Source organism: Micromonospora sp. WMMD1102, from assembly GCF_029626265.1.
Lineage (GTDB): Bacteria > Actinomycetota > Actinomycetes > Mycobacteriales > Micromonosporaceae > Plantactinospora.
In genome coordinates this window covers 2,111,760-2,132,907 of sequence record NZ_JARUBN010000001.1, presented here as the reverse complement: position 1 = coordinate 2,132,907, position 21,148 = coordinate 2,111,760, and the positions used below count along the sequence as shown (strand labels likewise).

General features: G+C 73.0%; 20 protein-coding genes. 14 read left to right on the top strand and 6 right to left on the bottom strand.

Annotated elements, in window-relative coordinates; genetic code table 11:
- Positions 1 to 48 precede the first annotated feature (48 nt).
- The 3 genes from manD (at position 49) to O7626_RS09585 (ending at position 3,162) form a co-directional block, all read left to right on the top strand.
- Complete coding sequence (manD, locus tag O7626_RS09595; protein WP_278060808.1) at positions 49 to 1,278, top strand: D-mannonate dehydratase ManD; 1,230 nt, start codon at positions 49 to 51, stop codon at positions 1,276 to 1,278.
- Positions 1,268 to 1,921: a gluconokinase gene (locus O7626_RS09590; protein ID WP_278060807.1), complete on the top strand. Its 654-nt coding sequence runs from the start codon at positions 1,268 to 1,270 to the stop codon at positions 1,919 to 1,921. The genes manD and O7626_RS09590 overlap by 11 nt, the downstream gene beginning before the upstream one ends.
- A 62-nt stretch (positions 1,922 to 1,983) precedes the next feature.
- Positions 1,984 to 3,162 (top strand): DUF5685 family protein, encoded by a 1,179-nt coding sequence (locus O7626_RS09585; RefSeq protein ID WP_278060806.1) that lies wholly within the window; start codon positions 1,984 to 1,986, stop codon positions 3,160 to 3,162.
- Between the two features lie 132 nt (positions 3,163 to 3,294).
- Here the strand turns inward: O7626_RS09585 and O7626_RS09580 are convergent, their stop codons facing one another.
- Positions 3,295 to 4,560 (bottom strand): hypothetical protein, encoded by a 1,266-nt coding sequence (locus O7626_RS09580; RefSeq protein ID WP_278060805.1) that lies wholly within the window; start codon positions 4,558 to 4,560, stop codon positions 3,295 to 3,297.
- 709 nt (positions 4,561 to 5,269) lie between these two features.
- Between O7626_RS09580 and O7626_RS09575 the strand changes: the two genes are divergently transcribed.
- From O7626_RS09575 to O7626_RS09565, 3 genes are all read left to right on the top strand, one after another.
- Positions 5,270 to 6,322 (top strand): LLM class flavin-dependent oxidoreductase, encoded by a 1,053-nt coding sequence (locus O7626_RS09575; RefSeq protein ID WP_278060804.1) that lies wholly within the window; start codon positions 5,270 to 5,272, stop codon positions 6,320 to 6,322.
- A 119-nt stretch (positions 6,323 to 6,441) separates the two neighbouring features.
- Positions 6,442 to 7,134: a hypothetical protein gene (locus tag O7626_RS09570; protein ID WP_278060803.1), complete on the top strand. Its 693-nt coding sequence runs from the start codon at positions 6,442 to 6,444 to the stop codon at positions 7,132 to 7,134.
- 223 nt (positions 7,135 to 7,357) lie between these two features.
- Positions 7,358 to 8,875: a serine/threonine-protein kinase gene (locus tag O7626_RS09565; protein WP_278060802.1), complete on the top strand. Its 1,518-nt coding sequence runs from the start codon at positions 7,358 to 7,360 to the stop codon at positions 8,873 to 8,875.
- Between the two features lie 11 nt (positions 8,876 to 8,886).
- Here the strand turns inward: O7626_RS09565 and O7626_RS09560 are convergent, their stop codons facing one another.
- From O7626_RS09560 to O7626_RS09550, 3 genes are all read right to left on the bottom strand, one after another.
- The gene (locus tag O7626_RS09560; protein ID WP_278060801.1) at positions 8,887 to 9,429 is read right to left on the bottom strand and encodes a hypothetical protein; all 543 of its coding nucleotides are present in this window, start codon (positions 9,427 to 9,429) and stop codon (positions 8,887 to 8,889) included.
- A 4-nt stretch (positions 9,430 to 9,433) separates the two neighbouring features.
- Positions 9,434 to 9,982, bottom strand: a complete 549-nt coding sequence (locus tag O7626_RS09555; RefSeq protein ID WP_278060800.1) for an RNA polymerase sigma factor — start codon at positions 9,980 to 9,982, stop codon at positions 9,434 to 9,436.
- Positions 9,983 to 10,199: 217 nt separating this feature from the next.
- On the bottom strand, positions 10,200 to 11,036 hold the full coding sequence (locus O7626_RS09550; protein WP_278060799.1) for a hypothetical protein: 837 nt from the start codon (positions 11,034 to 11,036) through the stop codon (positions 10,200 to 10,202).
- Between the two features lie 233 nt (positions 11,037 to 11,269).
- On the opposite strand from O7626_RS09550, the gene O7626_RS09545 reads away from it, so the two are divergent.
- The 3 genes from O7626_RS09545 (at position 11,270) to O7626_RS09535 (ending at position 15,458) form a co-directional block, all read left to right on the top strand.
- A complete protein-coding gene (locus tag O7626_RS09545) occupies positions 11,270 to 12,568 on the top strand; it encodes an aldehyde dehydrogenase family protein (RefSeq protein ID WP_278060798.1) in 1,299 nt (432 codons plus the stop codon).
- 83 nt (positions 12,569 to 12,651) lie between these two features.
- Positions 12,652 to 13,650: a hypothetical protein gene (locus O7626_RS09540; protein ID WP_278060797.1), complete on the top strand. Its 999-nt coding sequence runs from the start codon at positions 12,652 to 12,654 to the stop codon at positions 13,648 to 13,650.
- 239 nt (positions 13,651 to 13,889) lie between these two features.
- Entirely contained in the window at positions 13,890 to 15,458 is a 1,569-nt protein-coding gene (locus O7626_RS09535) for a N,N-dimethylformamidase beta subunit family domain-containing protein (protein ID WP_278060796.1), read from the top strand.
- Between the two features lie 22 nt (positions 15,459 to 15,480).
- On the opposite strand, the gene O7626_RS09530 is transcribed toward O7626_RS09535, so the two are convergent.
- Complete coding sequence (locus O7626_RS09530) at positions 15,481 to 16,977, bottom strand: MFS transporter (protein WP_278060795.1); 1,497 nt, start codon at positions 16,975 to 16,977, stop codon at positions 15,481 to 15,483.
- A gap of 125 nt (positions 16,978 to 17,102) precedes the next feature.
- Here O7626_RS09530 and O7626_RS09525 point away from each other — a divergent pair, with 125 nt between their 5' ends.
- A complete protein-coding gene (locus tag O7626_RS09525) occupies positions 17,103 to 18,080 on the top strand; it encodes an SDR family NAD(P)-dependent oxidoreductase (RefSeq protein ID WP_278060794.1) in 978 nt (325 codons plus the stop codon).
- Positions 18,081 to 18,155: 75 nt separating this feature from the next.
- The gene (locus O7626_RS09520; RefSeq protein WP_278060793.1) at positions 18,156 to 19,217 is read left to right on the top strand and encodes an SEC-C domain-containing protein; all 1,062 of its coding nucleotides are present in this window, start codon (positions 18,156 to 18,158) and stop codon (positions 19,215 to 19,217) included.
- Positions 19,218 to 19,306: 89 nt separating this feature from the next.
- Here the strand turns inward: O7626_RS09520 and O7626_RS09515 are convergent, their stop codons facing one another.
- Positions 19,307 to 19,957: a TetR/AcrR family transcriptional regulator gene (locus O7626_RS09515; RefSeq protein WP_278060792.1), complete on the bottom strand. Its 651-nt coding sequence runs from the start codon at positions 19,955 to 19,957 to the stop codon at positions 19,307 to 19,309.
- A gap of 161 nt (positions 19,958 to 20,118) precedes the next feature.
- On the opposite strand from O7626_RS09515, the gene O7626_RS09510 reads away from it, so the two are divergent.
- From O7626_RS09510 to O7626_RS09500, 3 genes are read left to right on the top strand one after another with little or no spacing between them, the layout of a single operon-like run.
- Entirely contained in the window at positions 20,119 to 20,565 is a 447-nt protein-coding gene (locus tag O7626_RS09510; RefSeq protein WP_278060791.1) for an SRPBCC family protein, read from the top strand.
- Positions 20,566 to 20,581: 16 nt separating this feature from the next.
- Positions 20,582 to 20,986 carry a hypothetical protein gene (locus tag O7626_RS09505; protein ID WP_278060790.1) on the top strand — a complete coding sequence of 135 codons (405 nt, stop codon included), beginning with the start codon at positions 20,582 to 20,584 and terminating at the stop codon, positions 20,984 to 20,986.
- Positions 20,968 to 21,141 (top strand): hypothetical protein, encoded by a 174-nt coding sequence (locus tag O7626_RS09500; protein ID WP_278060789.1) that lies wholly within the window; start codon positions 20,968 to 20,970, stop codon positions 21,139 to 21,141. The genes O7626_RS09505 and O7626_RS09500 overlap by 19 nt, the downstream gene beginning before the upstream one ends.
- Positions 21,142 to 21,148 lie beyond the last annotated feature (7 nt).

Sequence of the window (21,148 nt, the reverse complement as noted above, 5' to 3'; positions counted from 1 at the left end):
CGCCGGCCCGCCGCTCCGGCCTTCCATCCCAGCGCAGAAAGGCAAGTCGTGAAGATCGTCGCCGCGGACGTGAACGTCACCAGCCCGGACCGCAACTTCGTCACACTCAAGATCACCACAGACGAGGGGATCACCGGGCTCGGCGACGGCACCCTGAACGGGCGGGAACTCTCCGTCGCCTCCTACCTGGCCGACCACGTCGTACCGCTGCTGATCGGGCGGGACCCGCACCGGATCGAGGACACCTGGCAGTTCCTCTACCGGTCGGCGTACTGGCGGCGCGGGCCGGTGACGATGGCCGCGATCGCCGCCGTCGACGTGGCACTGTGGGACATCAAGGCGAAGGCCGCCGGGATGCCGCTCTACCAGCTCCTCGGCGGTGCCTCCCGGACCGGCATCATGGCCTACGGGCACGCCTCCGGGCGGGACGTCCCGGAGCTGTTCGACTCGATCCGGCACCACCTGGAACTCGGCTTCCGGTCGATCCGGGTGCAGACCTCGGTTCCCGGCATCGAGGCGGTCTACGGCGTCGCCGCCCAGACCAGCGTCGACGGCAAGCGCTACGACTACGAGCCGGCGCAGCGCACCGCGCTGCCGGTCGAGGAGGACTGGGACACCCGGGCCTACCTGCGACACCTCCCCACGGTCTTCGAGGCGGTCCGCAACGAGTTCGGCCCCGAGCTGCCGCTGCTGCACGACGGGCACCACCGGATGACCCCGATCCAGGCCGCCAAGCTCGGCAAGGCGCTGGAGCCGTACGACCTGTTCTGGCTGGAGGACTGCACCCCGGCCGAGAACCAGGAGGCGCTGCGGCTGGTCCGGCAGCACACCACCACCCCGCTGGCGATCGGCGAGGTCTTCAACACCGTCTGGGACTACCAGACGCTGATCCGCGAACAGCTCATCGACTACGTCCGGTCCGCAGTCACGCACACCGGCGGGATCACCGCGATGCGCAAGCTGCTGGACTTCGCCGCGCAATACCAGATCAAGTCCGGGATACACGGGCCGACCGACATCTCGCCGGTCGGGATGGCCGCCGCGCTCCACCTGGACCTGGCGATCCACAACTTCGGCATCCAGGAGTACATGAAGCACGGCCCGCTCACCGACGAGGTGTTCCGGCAGTCGTTCACCTTCACCGACGGCTACCTGCACCCGGGCGAGCAGCCGGGCCTCGGGGTCGAGCTGGACGAGGAGGCGGCGGCGCGGTTCCCGTACCAGCCGGCCTACCTGCCGTTCAACCGGCTCAAGGACGGCACCGTCCATGACTGGTGACGCGGGCACCGGTCCGGCGGGCGGCACCGCCGGCACCGACCGGTCGCGGGCCGACGGCGGCACCGGCCCGGCGGGCGGCACCGGCGGACCGGAGCCGTCCACCCGGCACGTGGTGGTGATGGGTGTCTCCGGGTCGGGCAAGACCACCGTGGCCAAGGGGATCGGCGCGGCGAGCGGGCTGACCTTCGCCGAGGCGGACGAGTTCCATCCGGAGTCCAACGTGGCACTGATGCGGGCCGGGGTGCCGCTCGGCGACGGCCACCGCTGGCCCTGGCTGCGCGAACTCGCCGGCTGGATGACCGAACGCGCCGCCGAGGAGGTCTCCACCGTACTGGCCTGCTCGGCGCTGCGACGCTCCTACCGGGACGTACTCCGGCAGGGGCCGCCGAGCGTCGACTTCGTCTTCCTGGACGGGTCGGCCGAGGTGATCCGGGAACGGCTCTCCCGGCGGGCCGGGCACTACATGCCGGCCAGCCTGCTCGACTCGCAGATCGCCACCCTGGAGCGGCCGGGACCGGACGAGCGGGTGCACGTCCTCGACATCGCCGCGACTCCGGAGGAGCTGGTCGAGGCCGCGGTCGAGAGTCTCGGCCTGCCGCGCTTGAGGGCCGGCCGGCCGGGACAGCCACCCGCCCGGTCCTGAACAGCTGCGGGTGCACCGGGTCGCTACGCTGCCGCAGCAGTCGGATCGATCGAGGAGGCGCCTTGTTCGGGATCGTGCGGCCGTGCCGGCACCGGATGTGCGGGAAACTGCACGCCGCCTGGCTGGGCCACCTCTGCGGGCTCTGCCTGACCCTGCGGGACGAGCACGGGCACCGGGCCCGGCTGGCCACCAACTACGACGGGCTGCTCATCTCCGTACTCCTGGAGGCGCAGCGCCCCGCCGAGTACCGTCCGGCGGGGCCGTGCGCCCTGCGCGGCTTCCGGTCCGCCCCGGTGCTCGCCCCGAGCGATCCCGGCGCCCGGCTGGCCGCCGCGGTCTCGCTGGTCCTCGCCGCCGGCAAGACCCGGGACCACGTCACCGACCGGGACGGCGCACTGCGGATGCCCGCCCTCGCCGGGGTCGCCGGCCGGCTGGCCGACGGGTGGGCCGCGGCCGGCGCCCGGACCGGCGCCGGAGTCGGCTTCGACACCGGCGTGCTGTGGGACGCGGTCGCCCGGCAGTCGGCGCTGGAGTCGGCGGTCGTCCCCGGCGGTTCGGTACTGGTCGCCACCGAGCCGACCGAGACCGCCGTGGCAGCCGCCTTCGCACACACCGCGACGCTGGCGGGCCGGCCCGGCAACGCCGCCGGGCTGGCCGAGGTCGGCAGGTACTTCGGCCGGATCGCCCACCTGCTCGACGCGGTCACCGACCACGCCGACGACGCGGCACGGGGCGCCTTCAACCCGCTGCTGGCCAGCGGCACGGACCTGGCGCAGGCGCGCCGGCTCTGCGCGGACGCGCACCACGGCCTGCGGCTGGCTCTGGCCGACCTGGAACTGCGGGACCGGAGGCTGGTCCGGGCACTGCTCGACCGCGAGGTCGGCGATGCCATCGAGCGGACCTTCGCGCTGGCGGGTGGGCCAGGCGCAGGCAGACAATCCCTGGCGTCGGATGGCCGGGGCGACGCTTCACACCACGGCCCGGACAGCGGGCACGGGCTGCCGCTCGTCCCGCACGGTCGCACCGCACAGCCGGCCGGGCAGACCGGCGAGCCTGCGGCGACGAGGCCGGCCGGCTGCGGCGGAGCGATGGTGACCGGCGGAGCCTGCGTCCTCACCACCTGCACCTGCGGGCTGTGGCAGCCGCGCTGGAGCAGACGCCGCCGCGAAGGCTGCGGCGACCGCTGCTGGTGCACCCGGCACTGCGACTGCAACTGCTGCGACTGCTGCGACTGCAGCTGATTCCGGCGCCGGACCGGCCCTCGACCCCGAACCTGTTCGCCCCGAAGCCGCCGGGACGGCGCAGGCCGGATCCGCACCGGGGTCCCGACGCCGGTGCGGATCCGACCTCCGCCAGGGGCGGGAGCGAACGCGTCAGCTCACGGTGATCGCTCCACTTCCGGAGCGGACACAGGCCACCGTCCGGTTAGCCGTGGCCGCGGCACCCGCCAGGCACTGCCCGAGCACCGCGTGCCCGGCCGCATTCGGATGCCAGGACTCCTGGCAGGTCTGGAAGTAGGTGACGCAGGCGTTGGCGATCCGCTGGATGGCGATCTTGTCGTATCCGGAGAGGCTGGTCACCGGGACCCCGGTCGGGCCGTCCTGCAACCGGATCGGGGTGGCGAGCGCACCGGTCGGGCTGGCACCGGTCTCGCAGAGCCGGGCACCGTCGAAGGCCCGCTGCACGTTCAGGTAGACCAGGTCGTCGCCGGGGAACTCGGTGCGCATGGTGCCGTGCACCGACCGCACCAGGGTGCCGAGGCCGGTGGAGAAGAGGTGCCCGGCGGCCAGGCTGGCCCGGTGTACGGGGCAGCCGGCGGCGTACCGCTCGGCGCCGAGGGCCCGGAACTTGTCCCGGCTGTCGTCCCGGTTGTCCTCCTCGTGGAACCGGGACTCGAAGTCGAACGGCAGCGGGTTGGTGTAGTCCTGGAAGACGATCCGGTGCTGCCCGTCGGCGTCGACCTGGTCCAGTGTGCTCAACAGCTGCCGTACCGCGTTCGTGGTCTCGGCGGTCGCCGCCGCGAACTCGGCCTGGGTGCCGAGGTCGTCACCGGCGCACGGCGCCTGCTCGACCGGCCCGCCGAGGTACGCCCAGAACTCCCACCAGCCGGTCCAGGCGTCCGCGATGAACCGGTTGGCGCAGTCCGAGGCGACGTCGCCGAAGGTGAACGAGCTGTTGTTGGAGCCGAGCCCGAGCAGCACCAGGTCGATGTCGTGGGTCTGCGCCACCGCCCGGAGCTGGTCGAGCTGTGCCGCCACCGTACGTCCCTTGGTCCGGCCGGCCGAGGCGTTGGCGATGTCGTACGGCTGGCCGCCCGAACAGGCGAGGTTGAACCGGGCCGAGATGCCGGGCAGGTTCGCCTGGTGCAGCGAGGCGTTCCCGGACCGGTGGCAGAAGAACGCGTTGCTGTTCGGCGCGGACCAGCCGGGAAAGCTCTGCGCGGTGCCGCCCGCGTCCACCACCGGCTGGTAGGCACCAGCACCCTCGCCGCTGACGAAACTGTCGCCGAGCGCGACAGCAGCCGTCGGCAGCGCGGCGCCGGCCGTACCAGTCGTGCTGACGATGGCCGACAGCGTGCCGGTCACGGCGAGGGTGATCGCCAGTGCCGCGGCGGACGCGGGCCGACGGAACCCGAACATTTCCGACCCCCAAGAACGTCTGATCGAAATATCGAAGCCTCTTCGCGTCCGGGCATCAGATCATGCGGCCGGATGGGGGTCAACGGATGGCACGGATCCTGGCCGGCATCCGCTTTCCGCAGGTCGGCAGCTTTGTTGCGCGGGCCGGGAGCCTCATCGGACGGTGCGCCCGGCCCTGCCGCCGGAGCGGCCCGCCCGTGCCCGGCAGGCGTGCAGCACCTCCGGGCGCAGCAGGTGGCCGAAGCCGGCGAACTGTGCACGTCAGACCTACCGGTCGCTGCGCCGCCGCGCCGCCGCACAGTCCCGCCGGCTGCCGCCGGTCGTGCACGTTGAAGCCCCGGATCCACCATGCGCGTAAGCACGTCCGTGGCTCGTTGTGGTCGGGTTGAGTCCGCCGGCCGCACGTCGACGGCGCACCGTGCCGGCAGCCAGGGATCGAGTGGGCACCGCGACGGCAGCCCGGATCGAGTGGGCACCGCGACGACCCCGCCGCCCGCACGGGATCGCCGCGTGCCGTGGAACCGGCCGACGCGGGAGCGCCGCGTGCCTGGATCCGGCGCACGCCGATCGCTCCGCGAACCGCCAGTCGATCACCGTCAGGTGACGTTTCGCACCCGACCGGGTGGGAATGCGATCATCGGCACCCCTGTTGCACCGCCCGGAGAGCCGGTCACACCGTTTTGACCGGCGAAAGGTCTTGGAGGACGACATGGCGACGGCCGTGGAATTCGGGCTGGACAGCTTCGGCGACGTCACCGCCGACGCCGAGGGCAACCCGGTGCCGTACGCCCAGGTGATCCGCAACGTGGTCGAGGAGGCGGTACTCGCCGACCGGCTCGGCGTCGACGCCTTCGGGCTCGGCGAGCACCACCGGGACGACTACGCGGTGTCGGCTCCGGAGATCGTGCTGGCCGCGATCGCCGCCCGGACCGAGCGGATCCGGCTCGGCACCGCGGTCACGGTGCTCAGCTCCGACGATCCGGTACGCGTCTACGAGCGGTTCGCCACCCTCGACGCGCTGGCCCGGGGTCGGGCGGAGATAACCCTCGGCCGTGGCTCGTTCACCGAGTCCTTTCCGCTCTTCGGCTACGACCTGACCGACTACGACCGGCTCTTCGAGGAGAAGACCGAGCTGATGTCGCAACTGCTCACCGAGGACGCGGTCAGCTGGCAGGGCAGCGTACGCGCGCCGCTGACCAAGCAGCAGGTCTATCCGAAGACGGAGTCGGGACGGATCCGCACCTGGATCGGTGTCGGCGGCAGCCCCGAGTCGGTGGTCCGCGCCGCCCGGTACGGCTTTCCGCTGGTGCTGGCCGTGATCGGTGGCGACCCGGCCCGGTTCGCCCCCTACGTGCAGCTCTACCACCGGGCGCTCGCCGAGTTCGGCAAGGAGCCGCTGCCGGTCGCGGTGCACGCCCCCGGTTTCGTCGGCGAGACCGACCAGGAGGCGGCCGACCTGCTCTGGCCGCACGTGCGGGTGCTGTTCAACCGGATCGGCGCCGAACGCGGCTGGCCGCCGATGACCCGGGGCCGGTTCGACGCCGACATCACCGACGGTGCCTGGCACGTCGGCTCGGCGGCGACGGTGGCTCAGAAGGTCGCCCGTACCGTCCAGGTCCTCGGCGTGCAACGCTTCGACCTGAAGTACTCCGCCGGCACGCTGCCGCACGAACTGCTGATGGGGAACATCGAGCGGTACGGCATCGAGGTCGTTCCCCGGGTCCGGGAACTCCTCGCCGCCGACACCACCTCGACGTCCTGACGACTTCGCGAGCCGAGGGCCGGAGCTGTCGGATTCTTGGCAGCGGCGAGCCGAACAAACCCGCACGGCGGCCGGGACTAACCGGATGACAGCACCATCCGTCAGACCGGAGGTCCACCATGCACATACCAGCTCGTCTCTCCGTCGCCGGCCTGGGCATCCTGCTCAGCGGCCTCGTCCTCGCCCCGGCCGCTCCGGCCGGGGCGGTGCCGGCAGCCTCGGCCGCGTCGACCGTGGCCGGCGCACCGGTCCGGGCTGCCACACCGGTCCGGGCTGCCACACCGGTCCGGGCCGCCGCTCCCACGGACGGCGGCAGCGGGCTCGGGGCGGTCGTCGGGGTACGCACCGGACGCGTCGCGTTCCGGCCCGTGCTCACTACCGACGGCATCGGCCCGTACCGGATCGGTGTCTCCACCCGGACCGGCCTGCTCGCTCTGGGGCTGGTGACGAACATCGAGGAAGAGCAGACCTGCAACGGCTTCTACTCCGGCGAGGCCGCCGGACGGTACGCCGGCATCCTGCTGCTCAGGTTCCAGGGCAACCGGCTGGTCCTGCTCTCCACCACCGATCCGACGATCCGGACCAGGGTCGGCGGGCGGGTCGGCATGACATTGGCCGACCTGGAGCAGCGGTACGGCCCACACGGCGCCGTCGAGTACGGCAAGTGGACGTTGCGCGCGTACGTGGTGTCGAGCGGCGGCCGGATCATCGCCTTCTTCGAGGACCCCTACACCCCGTACGTCTACCGGATCGCCAGCGGCGAACGGGACCGGGTGCTCGCCTCCTTCGTCGGCGGCGACGACCAGTGCTGACGTACGCCGATCCCGGCTAAGCCGGACTGACAACGGTCCGTACCCCTCGGATGCCTCCTCGGGGTGCGGACCGTTCGTGCTCCGGGACCGGCGCTGCGAGTGCCCCTGCCAGCCGTGCCGTCCGGGTGGTCCGAGGCGCGGGCCGGCTGGCGACCTCGCGGTACCCTGAGCCGGTGACCAGCGCTTCCGGCCTGGTGACCCACGACCGCCACCAGCCGCCCACGTGAACCCGCCGCAGCGGATCGGCCCATACCGCGTCGAGCGGCTACTCGGCTTCGGTTCGTTCGCCACCGTCTGGCTGGGCCACGACCCCGCCCTCGACGCCCGGGTGGCGATCAAGGTGCTGGCCGAGAACTGGAGCCACGACCTGCGGGTCCGGGAACGCTTCCTGGACGAGGCCCGCCTGCTGTGGAGGCTCGACCACCGGCGGCTCGTCCGGGTGCACTCGATCGGCGAGTTGCCGGACGGCCGCCCGTACCTCGTGATGGCCTGGGCCGAGGGCGGCAGCCTGCGGGACCGGCTGGCGGCCGGGCCGCTGCCGGTCGGGCGGGCGCTCCGGGTGCTGCGCGAGATCGCCGCCGGGGTGGCCGTGCTGCACGCCAACGGTATCGTGCACCGGGACCTGACCCCCGGCAATGTCCTGTTCGACCCGTGCCCCGCCGTCCGCGCGACGGATGCCAGCGCCACGACGGCGGATACCCTGCCGGCGGGCGGTGCGTCGGACGACGCCGGGACCGACGAGTCGGTGCTCATCGCCGACCTCGGACTGGCCAAGGCCCTCGCCGCAGCGTCGGGGCTGACCGCTCGGGCCGGTACGCCCGGCTACATGGCGCCGGAACAGGACTCCCCGTCGGCGCTTGTCGACGCCCGGGCCGACGTCTTCGGGCTCGGCCGCCTCGGCACGACACTGCTCGGCACGGCGCCGCTCGACGCGACGACGTCCGCCGAGCCGCCGGGGCCGGACGACAGCGCCGACGGGCCGGCCGAGTCACCGGCGCTGCGCCCCGGCGTACCCCCGGGGATCGCGGCCGTGCTCCGCCGGGCGACGGCGCGGTCCCCGGCGGAGCGCTACCCGGACGCCGCCGCCTTCGCCGCCGCGTTGGACCTGGCCACCGGCGCCGGTCCGACCAGCGCGACCGACGAACCCCTTCCGGTACGCCGGTCGCGTCGCCACCCGCTCCGCGCCGCCATCCTGCTCGGGGCCGCCGCACTCGCCCTCACCGCACTCACCGTCACCGCCTTCGCCGCCCTCGGGCCGGGCTGGCCGGGAAGGGACAGCCGGATCGGCACCGACTCGACCGGCCGGATCAGCGTCGCCCTGCCGGAGGGCTGGCGGGCCACCGGTTCGGGCTGGATCGGCCAGCGCGGGCCGGACGGCGACCTGGAGCCGGCGCTGGTGATGGCGCCGGATCCGAAGCGCTGGCCGACCGACCCCGCGATGCCGGGCGCGTTCCTCGGGCTCTCCCGCGGTCTGGCCGAGCGGCACGACCCGGCGGGCTACCTCGCCGAGCGTCCGCACGCGGACTGTGTCCCGGCCCCGGTACGCACCGTGCGGCGCGGGTCCGTCGAATGGCACGTCGCCGCGTTCACCGCCTGCCGCGCCGGCAAGCCGGTGATCGTGGAGGCCGCCGGGCTCGCCCCGGACTCCGCCGGCCTGCTGTACGTGCAGATCACGCCCCCGGCGAACGCCTCGGCGGACTTCGTCGACACACTCCTGGCCGGAGTCCGGGTACGTCCCTGAGCCCGGGCGGCTCACTCGACCACCAGCACAGTGATGGTGTGGCTGCCGCCCGTCTCGAACGCGATCTCCACCTCGACGGTGCCCGGCCGCAACATCCGGCAGTCGACCACGCCGCCCTCGTAGTGCTGGGCGACCTTCTCCGTCGGCGTCGCCGCGACGGTTCCGGGGCCGACGTTCTGGACTCGCAGGATCGCGGCCACCGTCAGGCAGAGCGCCCTGGGCAGCGCCGCGCTGTCCGACCCGTCCACGGTGAAGATGACCGCCGGCAGGCAGGCCGGAGAGAGTTCGACGGTCGGCGTGGCCCGGGGCGGCGTACGGGTGCGGGTGGGTGGCGGCGTGGCGGCGACGACGGCCGGGGTACTGGCTGCCGGTCGGGGCAGTTCAGCGGTGCTGGTGGGACTCGCGCTGGCACTACCGGCCGGGGTGGGCGTCGGCCACTGCGCGGGCAGCGGGGCGACCGGAGCCGACCCGCAGCCGGTCATCGACATCGTCCCGACCAGTAGCGCCGGGACGACGGGCCAGCGCCGACGCGTGCTGGCGGCCGGCTGTCGCACCGGATCACACCTGTGCGTCGCTGAGCCGGGCCCGCAGCCGCTGCCGCCCCTGGTGGATCCGGGACTTCACGGTGCCCTCGGCGAGCCCCAGCAGCACCGAGATCTCCCGGTACGGCAGCCCGAGCACGTCCCGAAGCGCCACCGGCTCGGCGTACTCGGGGCCGATCGCCTCCAGCGCGTCGAGCAGGTCGAGCCGGGTCCCGGCGACCACGCTGGTCCGGCGCGGGTCGGGGGTTTCCGGCAACGGCACGCCCTGCCCCTCGGCGGTGAACCGCCGACGCAGGGCCGCGTACGTCGACCGGGCCCGGTTGGCCGCGACCCGGTGCAGCCAGGTCCGGAAGGCGGACCGTCCGTCGAATCCGGTGATCCCCCGGGCCACCGCCAGCAGGGTGTCCTGGCAGGCCTCCTCGGCGTCCTCCCGGTTGGGCAGGAAACGTGCGGACATCCGCAGTACGTCGGGGCGTACCGCGACCAGCAGGCGGTCCAGGGCGTCCCGGTCGCCTGCGGCGGCGGCCCGGGCCAGCCCGTCGAGATCGGTGACGCCGGAGGGCACGGGCCGAGTCTAGGGAGCCCTGTCCAGCACGGGCCGGGTGGAGGAACTTCCGGTCAGCCGGCCGGCCCGGGTCGGCTCCGGCCGAAGACGGATCGGGTCCAGCCGACGCCGGATCAGTTTCGGCCCACGCCGGACAGGTCCAGCCCACGTCGGATCAGCTTCGGCCGACGGCAGGTCAGTCTCGGCCGACGGCAGGTCAGTCTCGGCCGACGGCAGGTCAGTCTCGGCCGACGGCGCCGGTGGTGACCAGGTAGTCGTCGATCGACGCCGGTCCGACCAGGGCGACCCGGCACCAGTCGACGAGCAACAGGTCAGCCTCGCGCATCACCGACTCCAGCGCGGCCACCAGTTCTGGCTGTGGCTCCGCCGCCCCCGGTTCGGTCCGCACGGCCAGTACGGCGAGCGCGTCGCCGTCGGTGAGGCCGTACAGCAGTACCCGGCCGACGTTCACCGCGAACGAGCTGGGCACGATCCCCCGCTGGCCACGGAATCCGATCCCGCCCCGGTTGCGGGCGCCCGCCGGCAACCTGCCGAGCAGCCGGCTCCGAGACACCGGCCGGGACAGTGGGTTGACCGGGTTGCTCCGGACGTGCAGGTTCCGGAAGCCGTACACCCGGCCCTGCTCGTCGCGCCGGGCATGCTGCTCGAAGCTGCGGCGTACCGCCCGGAGTTCGGCCTGGACCTCGTCGACGAGGTCGGCGCTGACCAGTTCGACCTGCCGCCAGTCGTCCTCGTGCAGTTCGAGACGGTCGGCACCGGCCGGGGCCGGGGCGACCATCGGCAGGGCGGCGCAGAGTGTCGGCAGCGAGTACAGGATGTCGCCGGGCGGGACCGTCTGGATCCGGCGCAGGGTCAGCGTGAGGACGCCGGTGGCGGTGAACTGTGCCGCCGTCGGCGGCTCGGCCCGCTCCACCGACCAGGTGTCGCCGGCCAGTTCGAGGGTGGTCGCCGACTGGAAGCTGCCCGGAAGCTGCTCGATGGGCAGTTCACTGCGGCCGATCTGGACGCCGGTTTCGGCGTCGAGAAAGGCGACCCGCACCAGGTTCTTCGACATGGCGGGGACCTTATCCGTACGCCGATCTTGCTCGACCGCAGACCCTCGGCCGGCCGTCCGGCTCCGGACGGCGCTGGCCACCTCCCGGTCCTCGCCGGCGGGCGGTGCTGGCCGGCGGGCGGTCCGAATAGCGGACACTATTGCTCTCTCGTTGAACAAACGTGTCAGACTCGGTGGCTGCCGCCGCTGTGCGGCGGGACATGGCGGGCCAGGACGGCGAAGGAGGCCGGCAGATGGGTTCGATCGAGGCGACCGACGCAGCCCCGGGCGGAGCAGACGACCACGTGCACGCCCTGGTCGCCGAGTGCGGCCGCCGGGCCCGCGCCGCGACGGCGGGTCTGGCCGAAGCACCCGACCCGGTGATCGACTCCGCGCTGACGGCGATGTCCGATCGCCTGGTGGCCGCCGAGCGCGAGATCCTCACGGCCAACCAGCGGGACGTCGAGGCGGCCGGTGCCGCCGGGATGAGTTCGGCGTTGCAGGACCGGCTCCGGCTCGACACGGCCCGGCTCAAGGGCATGGCCGACCAGCTCCGGTTGCTCGCCGAGGCACCCTTCCCGGCCCGGGAGACGCCGCTGCGGTCGCTGCCGGGCGGGCTGCGGCTGGCCGAGCGCCGCCGACCGGTCGGGGTGATCGGAGCGAACTTCGAGGCCCGGCCGAACGTGACCGTCGACGTGGTCTCGCAGCTGGTGAAGTCCCGCAACGCGGGCGTACTGCGGACCGGCTCCGCCGCGCTCACCTCGGCGGAGGCGCTGCACCGGCACGTCATCGCGCCGGGACTGCGCGACGTCGGGCTCGACCCGGACGCGATCCAACTGCTGCCGGACTCCAGCCGGGCCAGCGCGGTCGCCCTGGTCCGGCAGACCGACCTGATCCCGCTGGTGATCCTCCGGGGCAGTGGTGACGCCACCCGCTCGCTGGGCGCCGAGGCGGCCCGGCACGGCGTCCGCACCCTGGCACACGCCGACGGCGGCGGGGTGTTCTACGTCGACGCCGCCGCCGACCTCGACCGGGCCACCGCACTGCTGGTCGCCGGCCTGGACCGGCTGGGCGTGTGCAACCGGGTCAACCTGCTGCTGGTGCACCGGAACGTCGCCGGGGAGGCGCTGCCCCGCTTCGAGGCGGCCCTGGCCGAGTTGGGCGTACACACCTCGCTGCCGCCGTACGACCACCCGGTCGGCTACGAGTGGGCGCTGGACAACGGCCGGGAGGCGACCGTGACCATCGCCGAGGTGGCCGACCTGACCGAGGCGGTGACGATCGCCAACACCGAGACGTCGGGACTCGCCGCGACGATCGTGACCGAGGATCCGGCCGCCGCCGAGCGGTTCATCGCCAGCTCGATCGGCACCGGCGTCTTCTGGAACGCCTCGACCCGGCTGCTGGACGGCTTCAAGCTGCACGGCGTACCGGAGACCGGGATCAACGTGGACCACGTGCCGGGGCCGCGCGGCCCGGTCACCTTCCAGGACCTCTACCTGCGGCAGTACGTCGTCGTCCCGGCCGACGCGCCCGGCGGCGCCCGGGGCTGACCCGCTGCGGCGCGCGACCGGGCCGGTTCGTCGTCCTGGCGACGCTCACCGAGCGCGCCCCCGAACTCGCCACCGGGGCCGAGATGGTGCGCCGGGCGCGCCGGCGCGCCCGGCAGCGGCGGCGCCGGGCCCAGGCGGTGACCGGCGGGGTGGCCGCGCTGGCGCTCCTGCTGGCGGTTCCGGCCGTGGACGGTCTGCTGGGCACCGGGTCGCCGCCGTCGGGCCCGGAGGCGGTCGGCACCGCACCGCTGGCACCGCCGCCGTTTCCGTTCGTGCCCACCGTGTCCCTGTCCGGCTACGGCGAGCCGGTCGCGGAGGTCTCCGCCGGGGTGCCCGTCCTCCGGTACTCCGGCGGCCAGGACCGTTGGCTCACTGTCTCGGTCACGGCGGGACGGCCGTCCCCGTCGGCGTCGAGCGGCGCGATGTACTCGTCCAGCCTCCTGGTACGCGGGCACCCGGCGTCCCTGGAGCTGGGCCCGACCGACCACGTGCTCAGCTGGCAGGAGTCCGCGGACCGTTGGGTGCGGTTGCATTCCGACCCGCACCTGACGGTCCGCATGCTGACCGCGTACGCCGCGGGCCTCGTCCCCGGGGTGATGCCGGTGAGACCGCCGTTCACCTTCGACGTGGTGCCTGCCGGTCTGATGCTGGAGAGCATGGCTCGGGACCGGGTCTTCTTCTGCCGCCCGGATGGACCGCCGGGCCCGAGCGCTGCCGGACGACTCGTCGTGATGCTGGTGGAGACGGCCCTGGCTCCGCTCGTCGACCAGGCTTCCGGTCTCCCGGACGGCAAGCCCGTGCGGGTGGGTGGCCGGCCGGGCCGACTCGACGTGACGCCGAGGTCGACGGTCGTCCTCGTCGACCTCGGCGACGACCGCACCCTGCGGGTCGAGTCGTCGTCCTCGCTCGACCTGGACGCGGCGGACCTGCTGTCGTTCGCGGCCGGTACGCGGCCGACCGAGCGGGCCCGGGTCGTCGGCGGCGAGTTTGACGACGTGACGGGTGATCGCGTCGTCGAGCAGGCGGACTCGACGGGTGGCACCGGCCCGGCGTCCACCTGCGGAGTATCGCCGGTGCGGTAACCCGAGCCGCGTTTTCACGGCTGGTCCCGGCACGGGACCGACCGAACCGACCGACAACGCCGCTCACGAGGGCGGGCTGTAGCCGCCTCACGAGCGGGCGGTAGCTGCCGCTCGGGCGCGGCCCGCCGGTGGCCCCGGTGAAGGGCCCGGCCAGCCGCTGTCCGTTCCGCCCCTACGGGCGGCGCTGTCAAATTTATGTCCTTTGTGGACAGTTGCTGTCCGGAACAGGAGGAGATGACGTGTCTGCTCGATCGGGTCGCTGGTCCCGGCGCACGACGTTGCGCGTGCTCGGAGCCGGCGGGGCGCTTGCGGTGACCGGTGTGGCCGGGGTGTCCCTGGCAGGCTCCGGACGCGGGCGTGACGACGTGGTGCGGGATCCGTACTACCCGGGGGACGAGTGGCAGCGCGGCACGCCGCCGGCCGTCGGGCGGATCGGGTCGGGGTCCTCGGCGGTGGCCCGGGAGAACGCGCGGGCGGGCAGCGCCGGCTTCGGCGTCGAGCGGTACCGGTTCGGGGACGACAAGCTGGGGCAGATCTCCGGTTACGCCTCCGCGACCAGCGTGCAGGTGGGCGGGACCCTGGACTTCCACGTGTCGGTCGCGCCCGCGCAGCGGTACCGGATCCAGGTCTTCCGGCTCGGGCACTACGGCGGCTCCGGTGCCCGGCTGGTGGCGGCGAGTCCCTGGCTGGCCGGTCGCGCCCAGGACGTCCCGACGGTGTCGGCAGAGCGCGGGACGGTGCGGTGCGGTTGGGACGTCGGCTGGCGGTTGTCGGTCGGCCGGGACTGGGTCAGCGGCTACCACCTGGCGCTGTTGACCAATGCCGCCGGCTGGTCCCGGTTCGTCCCGTTCGTGGTACGCGACCCGCGGCGCCCGGCCGCCGGTCTGGTGGTCGTGCCGACGAGCACCTACCAGGCGTACAACATGTGGCCGGCGGACGGTCACCTCGGGGCGAGTCTCTACTACGGCTTCGACGGCGCGCGGCGGCGGGTGCCCGGAGAGCGGGCGCGGGCGGTCAGCCACGACCGGCCCTACCAGGGGACCGGGATCCCGACCGGAGCCGAGCACGACATCGGGTTCACCCAGTGGGTGGAGAGTACCGGTGCCGACCTGACCTATGCCAGCAGCGAGGACCTGGACACCGGACGGGTCGATCCCCGACGGTACCGCGCGGTCGTCTTCTGCGGTCACGACGAGTACTGGACCGTCGAGATGCGGGCGGCGGTGGCACGGGCCCGCAACGGCGGGACGAGTCTGGTCTTCCTGGGCGCCAACAACTGCTACTGGCGGATCCGGTACGGCACACCGGACGGCCGGCACGACGAGCGCCTGGTCGACTGTGCCAAGCAGAAGACCCGCCGGGGCGGGCCGGTGCCGCTGACCACGCAGTGGCGGCTCGCCGGCAGTCCGGAGCAGGAGCTGATCGGGGCGCAGTACGTGAGCATGATCGACGGGCGGGCCCCGCTCGTCGTACGCGACACCGCGCACTGGTTCTGGTCCGGCACGGGCCTGCGCGACGGCGACCAGATCCCGGGGATCGTCGCGGGTGAGGCCGACCAGGTGATGTCGAAGGCGACCCGGCCCCGGGCCGAGACGCACACCGTGCTCGCCCACTCACCCTTCCGGCGGCTCGGGCAGACCCACCACCAGCAGACGACACTCTACCGGGCTTCCTCCGGGGCCTGGGTCTTCGCCGCCGGCTCGCTCGGCTGGACCGCCGGGCTGTACGCCGAGGGTTTCGTCGACCCCCGGCTGCGACAGGCGACCCGCAACCTGCTCGACCGGGTCCTCGCCGAACGGTCGGGCTGATCCCTGGACTTGTCGCAGGACGTTACGGGGTGGCTCCGGACGGGCTCAGTTCCGGCCGGTCCGAACCCGTACCGCCCGCCGGACCTGTCATGAAGCGCCGGCTCAGCCGCCGGTACGGGCGACTGCGCAGCGCCAGCCCCGTCGCGACCAACCCGACGATTCCGGTCAGCACGAACACCAGGGCGAGGCCACGGTCGGCTCCGGTGCCGAACCAGCCGCCGATCGTCCGGGCACCCGCCCCGTCCGTCATGAACGGGATGAAGACGAACTGGGCGATCGGCGAGATCAGGAACGCCGTCAGGGGCGAGGCCGCCTGCTCGACGCTCTGCGCGAAGCCGAAGACCCGACCCTGCCGCTCGTACGGCACCACCTTCTGCAGGATCGTCTGCTCGGCTGCCTCGGCGTAGGGCACGGCCAGCATGTAGAGGTACAACCCGACGGTGAGCAGAATAATCGACGAGTGCAGCGTGAAGAGCGTGGTGACAGTCCAGAGCAGCACGTTGACCAGCAGCAGCAGCCGGACCGGGTTGCTGCTCAGGCCGGTACGGGCGATGAGCAGCCCGCCGACGATGAAGCCCGTACTCAGCAGCCCCCAGAGCAGGCCCCAGGTCTGCACCGAGACCAACGACAGCCCGTACGCGTCCATGAGCGCCATGAAGACGCCACCCAGGAAGTTGTTGAACGCCGAGAAGAGGATCAGCGCGGTCAACCCCGGCACCTCGCCGACCACCCGGATGGTGCCGCGCAGGTCCACCCGCCGCTTCGACGCGCCCGCCGGCTCGGCCGTGGCCGCCGGCTCGCCGGCTCCCGACGCCGTGGCCGTGGCCACCGGCTCGCCGGAGACCGGCTGCACCGTGCTGACCAGCGGCTCGCCGGGGACCGGAGGCTCGGCGGCCGGGGCCGGGGCGGCCGGCCGGTCCGGCAGCGGGACGGCCGCCAGGTGCAGCACGGCGAGGGCGACCACGACGAGGGCCAGGACCAGCACCCAGAGCATCCCGCCGGCCGCCACCAGCACCCCGCTGATCACCGACGTCACCAGGAAGCTCACCCCGGTGGTGCTGCCGACCAGGCCGTTGGCCCGGTCCCTGGTCTCCTCCTCGATCAAGGCGGTGACCAGGGTCGGCAGCGCGATGGTCCTGATGTTCCCGGCGATGACCCCGACCATCACCAGCACGACGAGCGTCCACAGTGGCACGCTCGTCGGGTCGGCGAACGACCGGCGCGGGGCGAGTTGGTAGACGGCCAGGGCCACCGCGTAGAGCGCGAGCGAGACCAGCGCCGACGCCTGCATCACCGTCTTCTTCCGGTGGTGGTCGACCAGGCTGCCGAACCAGATGCCGGTCAGCGCGGTCAGCACCAGGAAGATCCCGGAGATCAGGCCGGTGGCGAAGACCGAGCGGGTCTCCAGGTAGACATAGAAGGTGATCGCGAACCAGACGGTGTAGTTGACCACCGACACCAGCAGCGTGTTGCCCAACACCTGGAAGAAAGTCTTCCGGTCCCCGCGGATCGCGTTCATGTCGACGACCCTACGACCTGAACTTAGCTTGATGTCGAAGGGTTCCCGAACCGCCGACGTGACCCGAAGGGTGACGGATTCCGGAGTACGGACCATGCGGGGCGTTCGCTCGTAGCGTGGAGATCATGGCAACCCACGCCCGGGTCAGCACCCCGTTCGGTCCCCGGACCACTGCCGCCGAGATCCTCGACGGCGTCGACCTCACCGGTCGCCGGATGATCGTCACCGGCGGCGCCTCCGGCATCGGTGCGGCGGCGGTCCGCGCCCTGGCCGGGGCGGGAGCGGCGGTCACCGTCGCCGCCCGCAACCCGGCGCAGGCCGAACCGCTGGTGGCGGAGTTCGCCGGGCCGGGTCCGGGCAGCGTCCGGGCCGCCGCCTGCGACCTGGCCGACCTGACCTCGGTCGAGGCGTTCGTCGACGCCTGGGACGGCCCGGTGCACGCGCTGGTCGCCAACGCGGGGGTGATGGCCATCCCGACCCGGCAGCTCAGCGCGGAGGTTTGGGAACTCCAGCTGGCCACCAACTACCTCGGGCACTTCGCCCTCGCCTGCGGCCTGCACGACAGCCTCCGCGCCGCCGGCTCGGCCCGGGTGGTGCTGGTCAGCTCCGGAGCACACCTGCGGGAAGCGTTCGACTTCGACGACCCGCAGTTCGAGCGACAGCCGTACGACCGCTGGGCGGCGTACGGGCGGTCGAAGGTCGCCGAGGTCCTGCTGGCCGTGGGTATCGCCCGGCGCTGGGCCGCGGACGGGATCACCGCCAACGCCCTCAACCCCGGCTTCATCACGACCAACCTGCAACGCCACATGGACGACGAGACGCTGCGCGCGTTCGGGGCGATGGACGAGGCGGGCAACCGCATCGAGCAGTCGTACTACAAGACGCCCGCCCAGGGTGCGGCGACGACCGTGCTGCTGGCCGCGTCGCCGCTGGTCGAGGGGGTCACCGGTCGGTACTTCGACGACAACCAGGAGGCCGAGGTGGTGGCCGGCGGACCGGAGGCCAGCGGAGGGGTCGCCGCGCACGCCGTCGACCCGGCCGCCGCGGATCGCCTCTGGGCGTACGCGACCGAGGCCCTGACGTCCCGCCGGAAGACGGCGTAGCCGGCCGACGCCACGTGCGGAGGGTTACACCGTGACCAGCCGGGTTGCGCCGGATCGTCGCAGTACGGCGAAGCCGTGCCGACCAAAGACGTGCTCACCAGCGCAGACCTGACCGAGCTGCGGCGCTCCGCGCTCGGCGCGGCCGACCCGCTGGGCATCGCCGCCGAGCTGGCCGAGGCGGTCGAACAGGGGCGACTCGCCGATCCGGACGACGCCGGCCGGGCGCTGACCCTGGCCGCCGAGATCGCCGAGACCAGGGCCCGACTCGACGCCGCACAGCGGTACGCGGACCGCGCCGTCCAGGCGTACCGGGACAGCTCCGGGCCCGACGCCGGTTTCGCCCGGGCACTGCACGCCCGGATCCTGTTCCGGACCGGCCGGGACGACGAGGCGCTCGCCGAACTCACCGAACTGCGCCCGCTGTTGGACTCCGTACCGGACGCCGCCGCGTACCTGAGTGCCGCCCTCGAGGTCGGCGGCCGGACCGAGCTGGCCGAGCGGTGGCTGACCGAGGCGGTGCAGGGCGCGCTGCGTGACCGGGGCAGTCCGGCGCCGGACGCCGCCGAGGAGACCACCGAGGCGGCGGGGACCGCCGAACCGACCGGGCAGGAAGCCTCCGGACTCCTCTTCTTCCTGCTGCAACAGCGCCACCGGGTACGCCGGGAACTGGACCTGCCACACGACCAGAACGACAACCTGGCCGACCGGTTGGAGAACGAGCTGTTCCGCAGCGCGACCACGGCGGGCGCCGAGCCGGGTCCGGAAGCCCGGTTGTTCCTGCCGGCGGGCGAGTTCGACGCCCTGCTGTCGCGCTGGCCCGACCTGGCCGAGGCGGTTGGCGGGGACTGGTCCGAGCATCGGGCCCGGGTCCAGCGCGAACTGGTCCGGCTGACCGACTCGGGCCAGCTCGGGCTCGGCCCGCTGCGCGGCTCGATCGGGCGCCTGGCCGGGTACGCGGAGCGCACCGGGGTGGATCCGACCACCGGACAGGCCCGGGCCGGCTACGCGGCGGAGCTGGTCGGGCAGGGTGCGCAGCTGCCCTGGCCACCTGAGCGGAACGAGGCGTGCTGGTGCGGCTCGGGCAGCAAGTACAAGAGGTGCTGCCTGCCGCGTGCCCGCGCCCGGTCCGCCGGCTGAGCCACCCGGTCGAGGCCCGGCGGTCCCCCGGTCCAACCGCCGGGTCGCCGCTGTCCCTACCCCCGTGCCGCTACCGCTACCCCGTGCCGCTACCCCGTGCCGCTGCCGCTGCCCCGGCTGATCCGGGTCGGGTCGGGTCGGCGCAGTCCGGCGAGGAGGACCTCGACCATGCGGCGGGCATCGTACCGGGGGTCCCGGTCAGCGCCGATGCAGAGGTTGCCGACGGCGCGCATCAGTTCGAGGGCTTGGATGTCGGTGCGGATCTCGCCAGCGGCGCCGGCGGCGTCGAGCAGGTCGGCGCAGACCGGTGTCAGGCGGTCGAGAAAGTAGTCGTGCAGGGCCACGAAGGTGGCGTCGTCGGACTGTAGCGCCTCGGCGAGGCCGTGTTTGGTGACCAGGAAGTCGACGAAGAGGTCTATCCACCGGGCCAGGGCGCTGTGCGGCGCGTCGTCGCTGGCCAGCAGTGCCCGGCCCGCCTCGACGGATGCCTCCACCTGGTGCCGGTAGACGGCGACCACGAGATCGGCCCGGGTCGGGAAGTGGCGGTAGATCGTGCCGACCCCGACGCCGGCCCTGGCCGCGATGTCCCGTACCGGTGCATCGACGCCGGAGGCGACGAAGGCCGCGGCGGCCGCTTCGAGCAGGGTCTGCTCGTTGCGCCGGGCGTCGACCCGCTTGCGACGGCTCGGCGTCGCCGCGCCGCTGCCGTCGGGCGCCGGGCCGGTGCCGTTGTCAGTCACTGTGCTGCCCTTTCACGGTGTTGTCCCTGCATGGTGCTGTCCGCCTCCGTCACTCCCCTGATCCGTCGCCCGCGCGGCCAAGCGGAGCATGGTTCCGGATCATAGAAACGGAACGCTGATCCGCTATTCCATGGTGCCAGAGAAGTGCCAACGATGCAGCGGTGACCCTGCCGTCCGACCTGGAGATCAAGATGGTGCGCGTCTTCGACGCACCCCGTGCGCTCGTCTTCGAGGCGCACACCAGCTGTGAGCACCTCAAGCACTGGTGGGGCCGGGGCAACCCGCTCGACTGCGAGCTGGACTTCCGTCCGGGCGGCGGCTACCGGTTCGTCGAGCACGCTCCCGACGGCCCGTACGCGTTCCGGGGCGAGTACCGGGAGATCCACCCGCCGGAGCGGATCGTGCAGACCTTCGAGTTCGAGGGCATGCCCGGGCACGTCTGCGTGGAGACACTGGAGTTGACCGAGGAGGACGGCAGGACGACGGTCACCACAGTCACCCGGTTCGACACCAGGCAGGAGCGCGACGGCATGATCGCCTCGGGGATGGCGGACGGGGCCCGCCAGTCGTACGAGGCGCTGGCGACCTACCTGACGAAGCTCGGCTGAGCGGCGGGAGCAGCGGATGCGAGAGCTGACAGTCGACTTGTTCAGCACCGTCGACGGCTGGTTGCGGGGTCGCGACTCCCCCGCCTACTTCGGATACGACGGTCCCGACCTGCGGGCGTGGATCGAAGAGCAGTCGGACTGCCCGCAGGTGGTGCTCATGGGCGCCAACACCTATCGGGCCCTGGTGGAGATGGGCGGCGGTGAACTTTCCGATTCGATGGCCCGGCTGCCCAAGGTGGTCTTCTCGAAGTCGTTGCGCCCACCGCTCGTCTGGCCCAACACCTCCCTGGTGGGCGAGGCCGTCGAGGTGGCCGTACCCGAGATGAAGGACGCCGCCGGCGACCCGCTCCGGGTGATCGGCAGCCGTTTGCTGGTCCGCAGCCCCTGTTCCGGCTCGGGCTGGTGGACCGGCTCCGCCTGATGGTCTTCCCGCAGGTGCTCGGCGAGAGCGGCGAGGAGCGGATGCTGGCCGGACTGCCCGACCTGGACCTCCGGCTCGCCGCGACCGAGGTGCTCGACAAGCGGCTCGTCCTGCTCGACTACAGGCTGGACGGAGCCCCGGAGCCGGCCGGGTAGCGCCGGG

Coding starts and splice junctions, on each gene's coding strand:
- O7626_RS09590 (WP_278060807.1), top strand. CDS start 1,268: ATGACTGGTGACGCGGGCACCGGTCCGGCGGGCGGCACCGCCGGCACC.
- O7626_RS09580 (WP_278060805.1), bottom strand. CDS start 4,560: ATGTTCGGGTTCCGTCGGCCCGCGTCCGCCGCGGCACTGGCGATCACC.
- O7626_RS09575 (WP_278060804.1), top strand. CDS start 5,270: ATGGCGACGGCCGTGGAATTCGGGCTGGACAGCTTCGGCGACGTCACC.
- O7626_RS09570 (WP_278060803.1), top strand. CDS start 6,442: ATGCACATACCAGCTCGTCTCTCCGTCGCCGGCCTGGGCATCCTGCTC.
- O7626_RS09550 (WP_278060799.1), bottom strand. CDS start 11,036: ATGTCGAAGAACCTGGTGCGGGTCGCCTTTCTCGACGCCGAAACCGGC.
- O7626_RS09545 (WP_278060798.1), top strand. CDS start 11,270: ATGGGTTCGATCGAGGCGACCGACGCAGCCCCGGGCGGAGCAGACGAC.
- O7626_RS09540 (WP_278060797.1), top strand. CDS start 12,652: ATGGTGCGCCGGGCGCGCCGGCGCGCCCGGCAGCGGCGGCGCCGGGCC.
- O7626_RS09530 (WP_278060795.1), bottom strand. CDS start 16,977: ATGAACGCGATCCGCGGGGACCGGAAGACTTTCTTCCAGGTGTTGGGC.
- O7626_RS09525 (WP_278060794.1), top strand. CDS start 17,103: ATGGCAACCCACGCCCGGGTCAGCACCCCGTTCGGTCCCCGGACCACT.
- O7626_RS09505 (WP_278060790.1), top strand. CDS start 20,582: ATGCGAGAGCTGACAGTCGACTTGTTCAGCACCGTCGACGGCTGGTTG.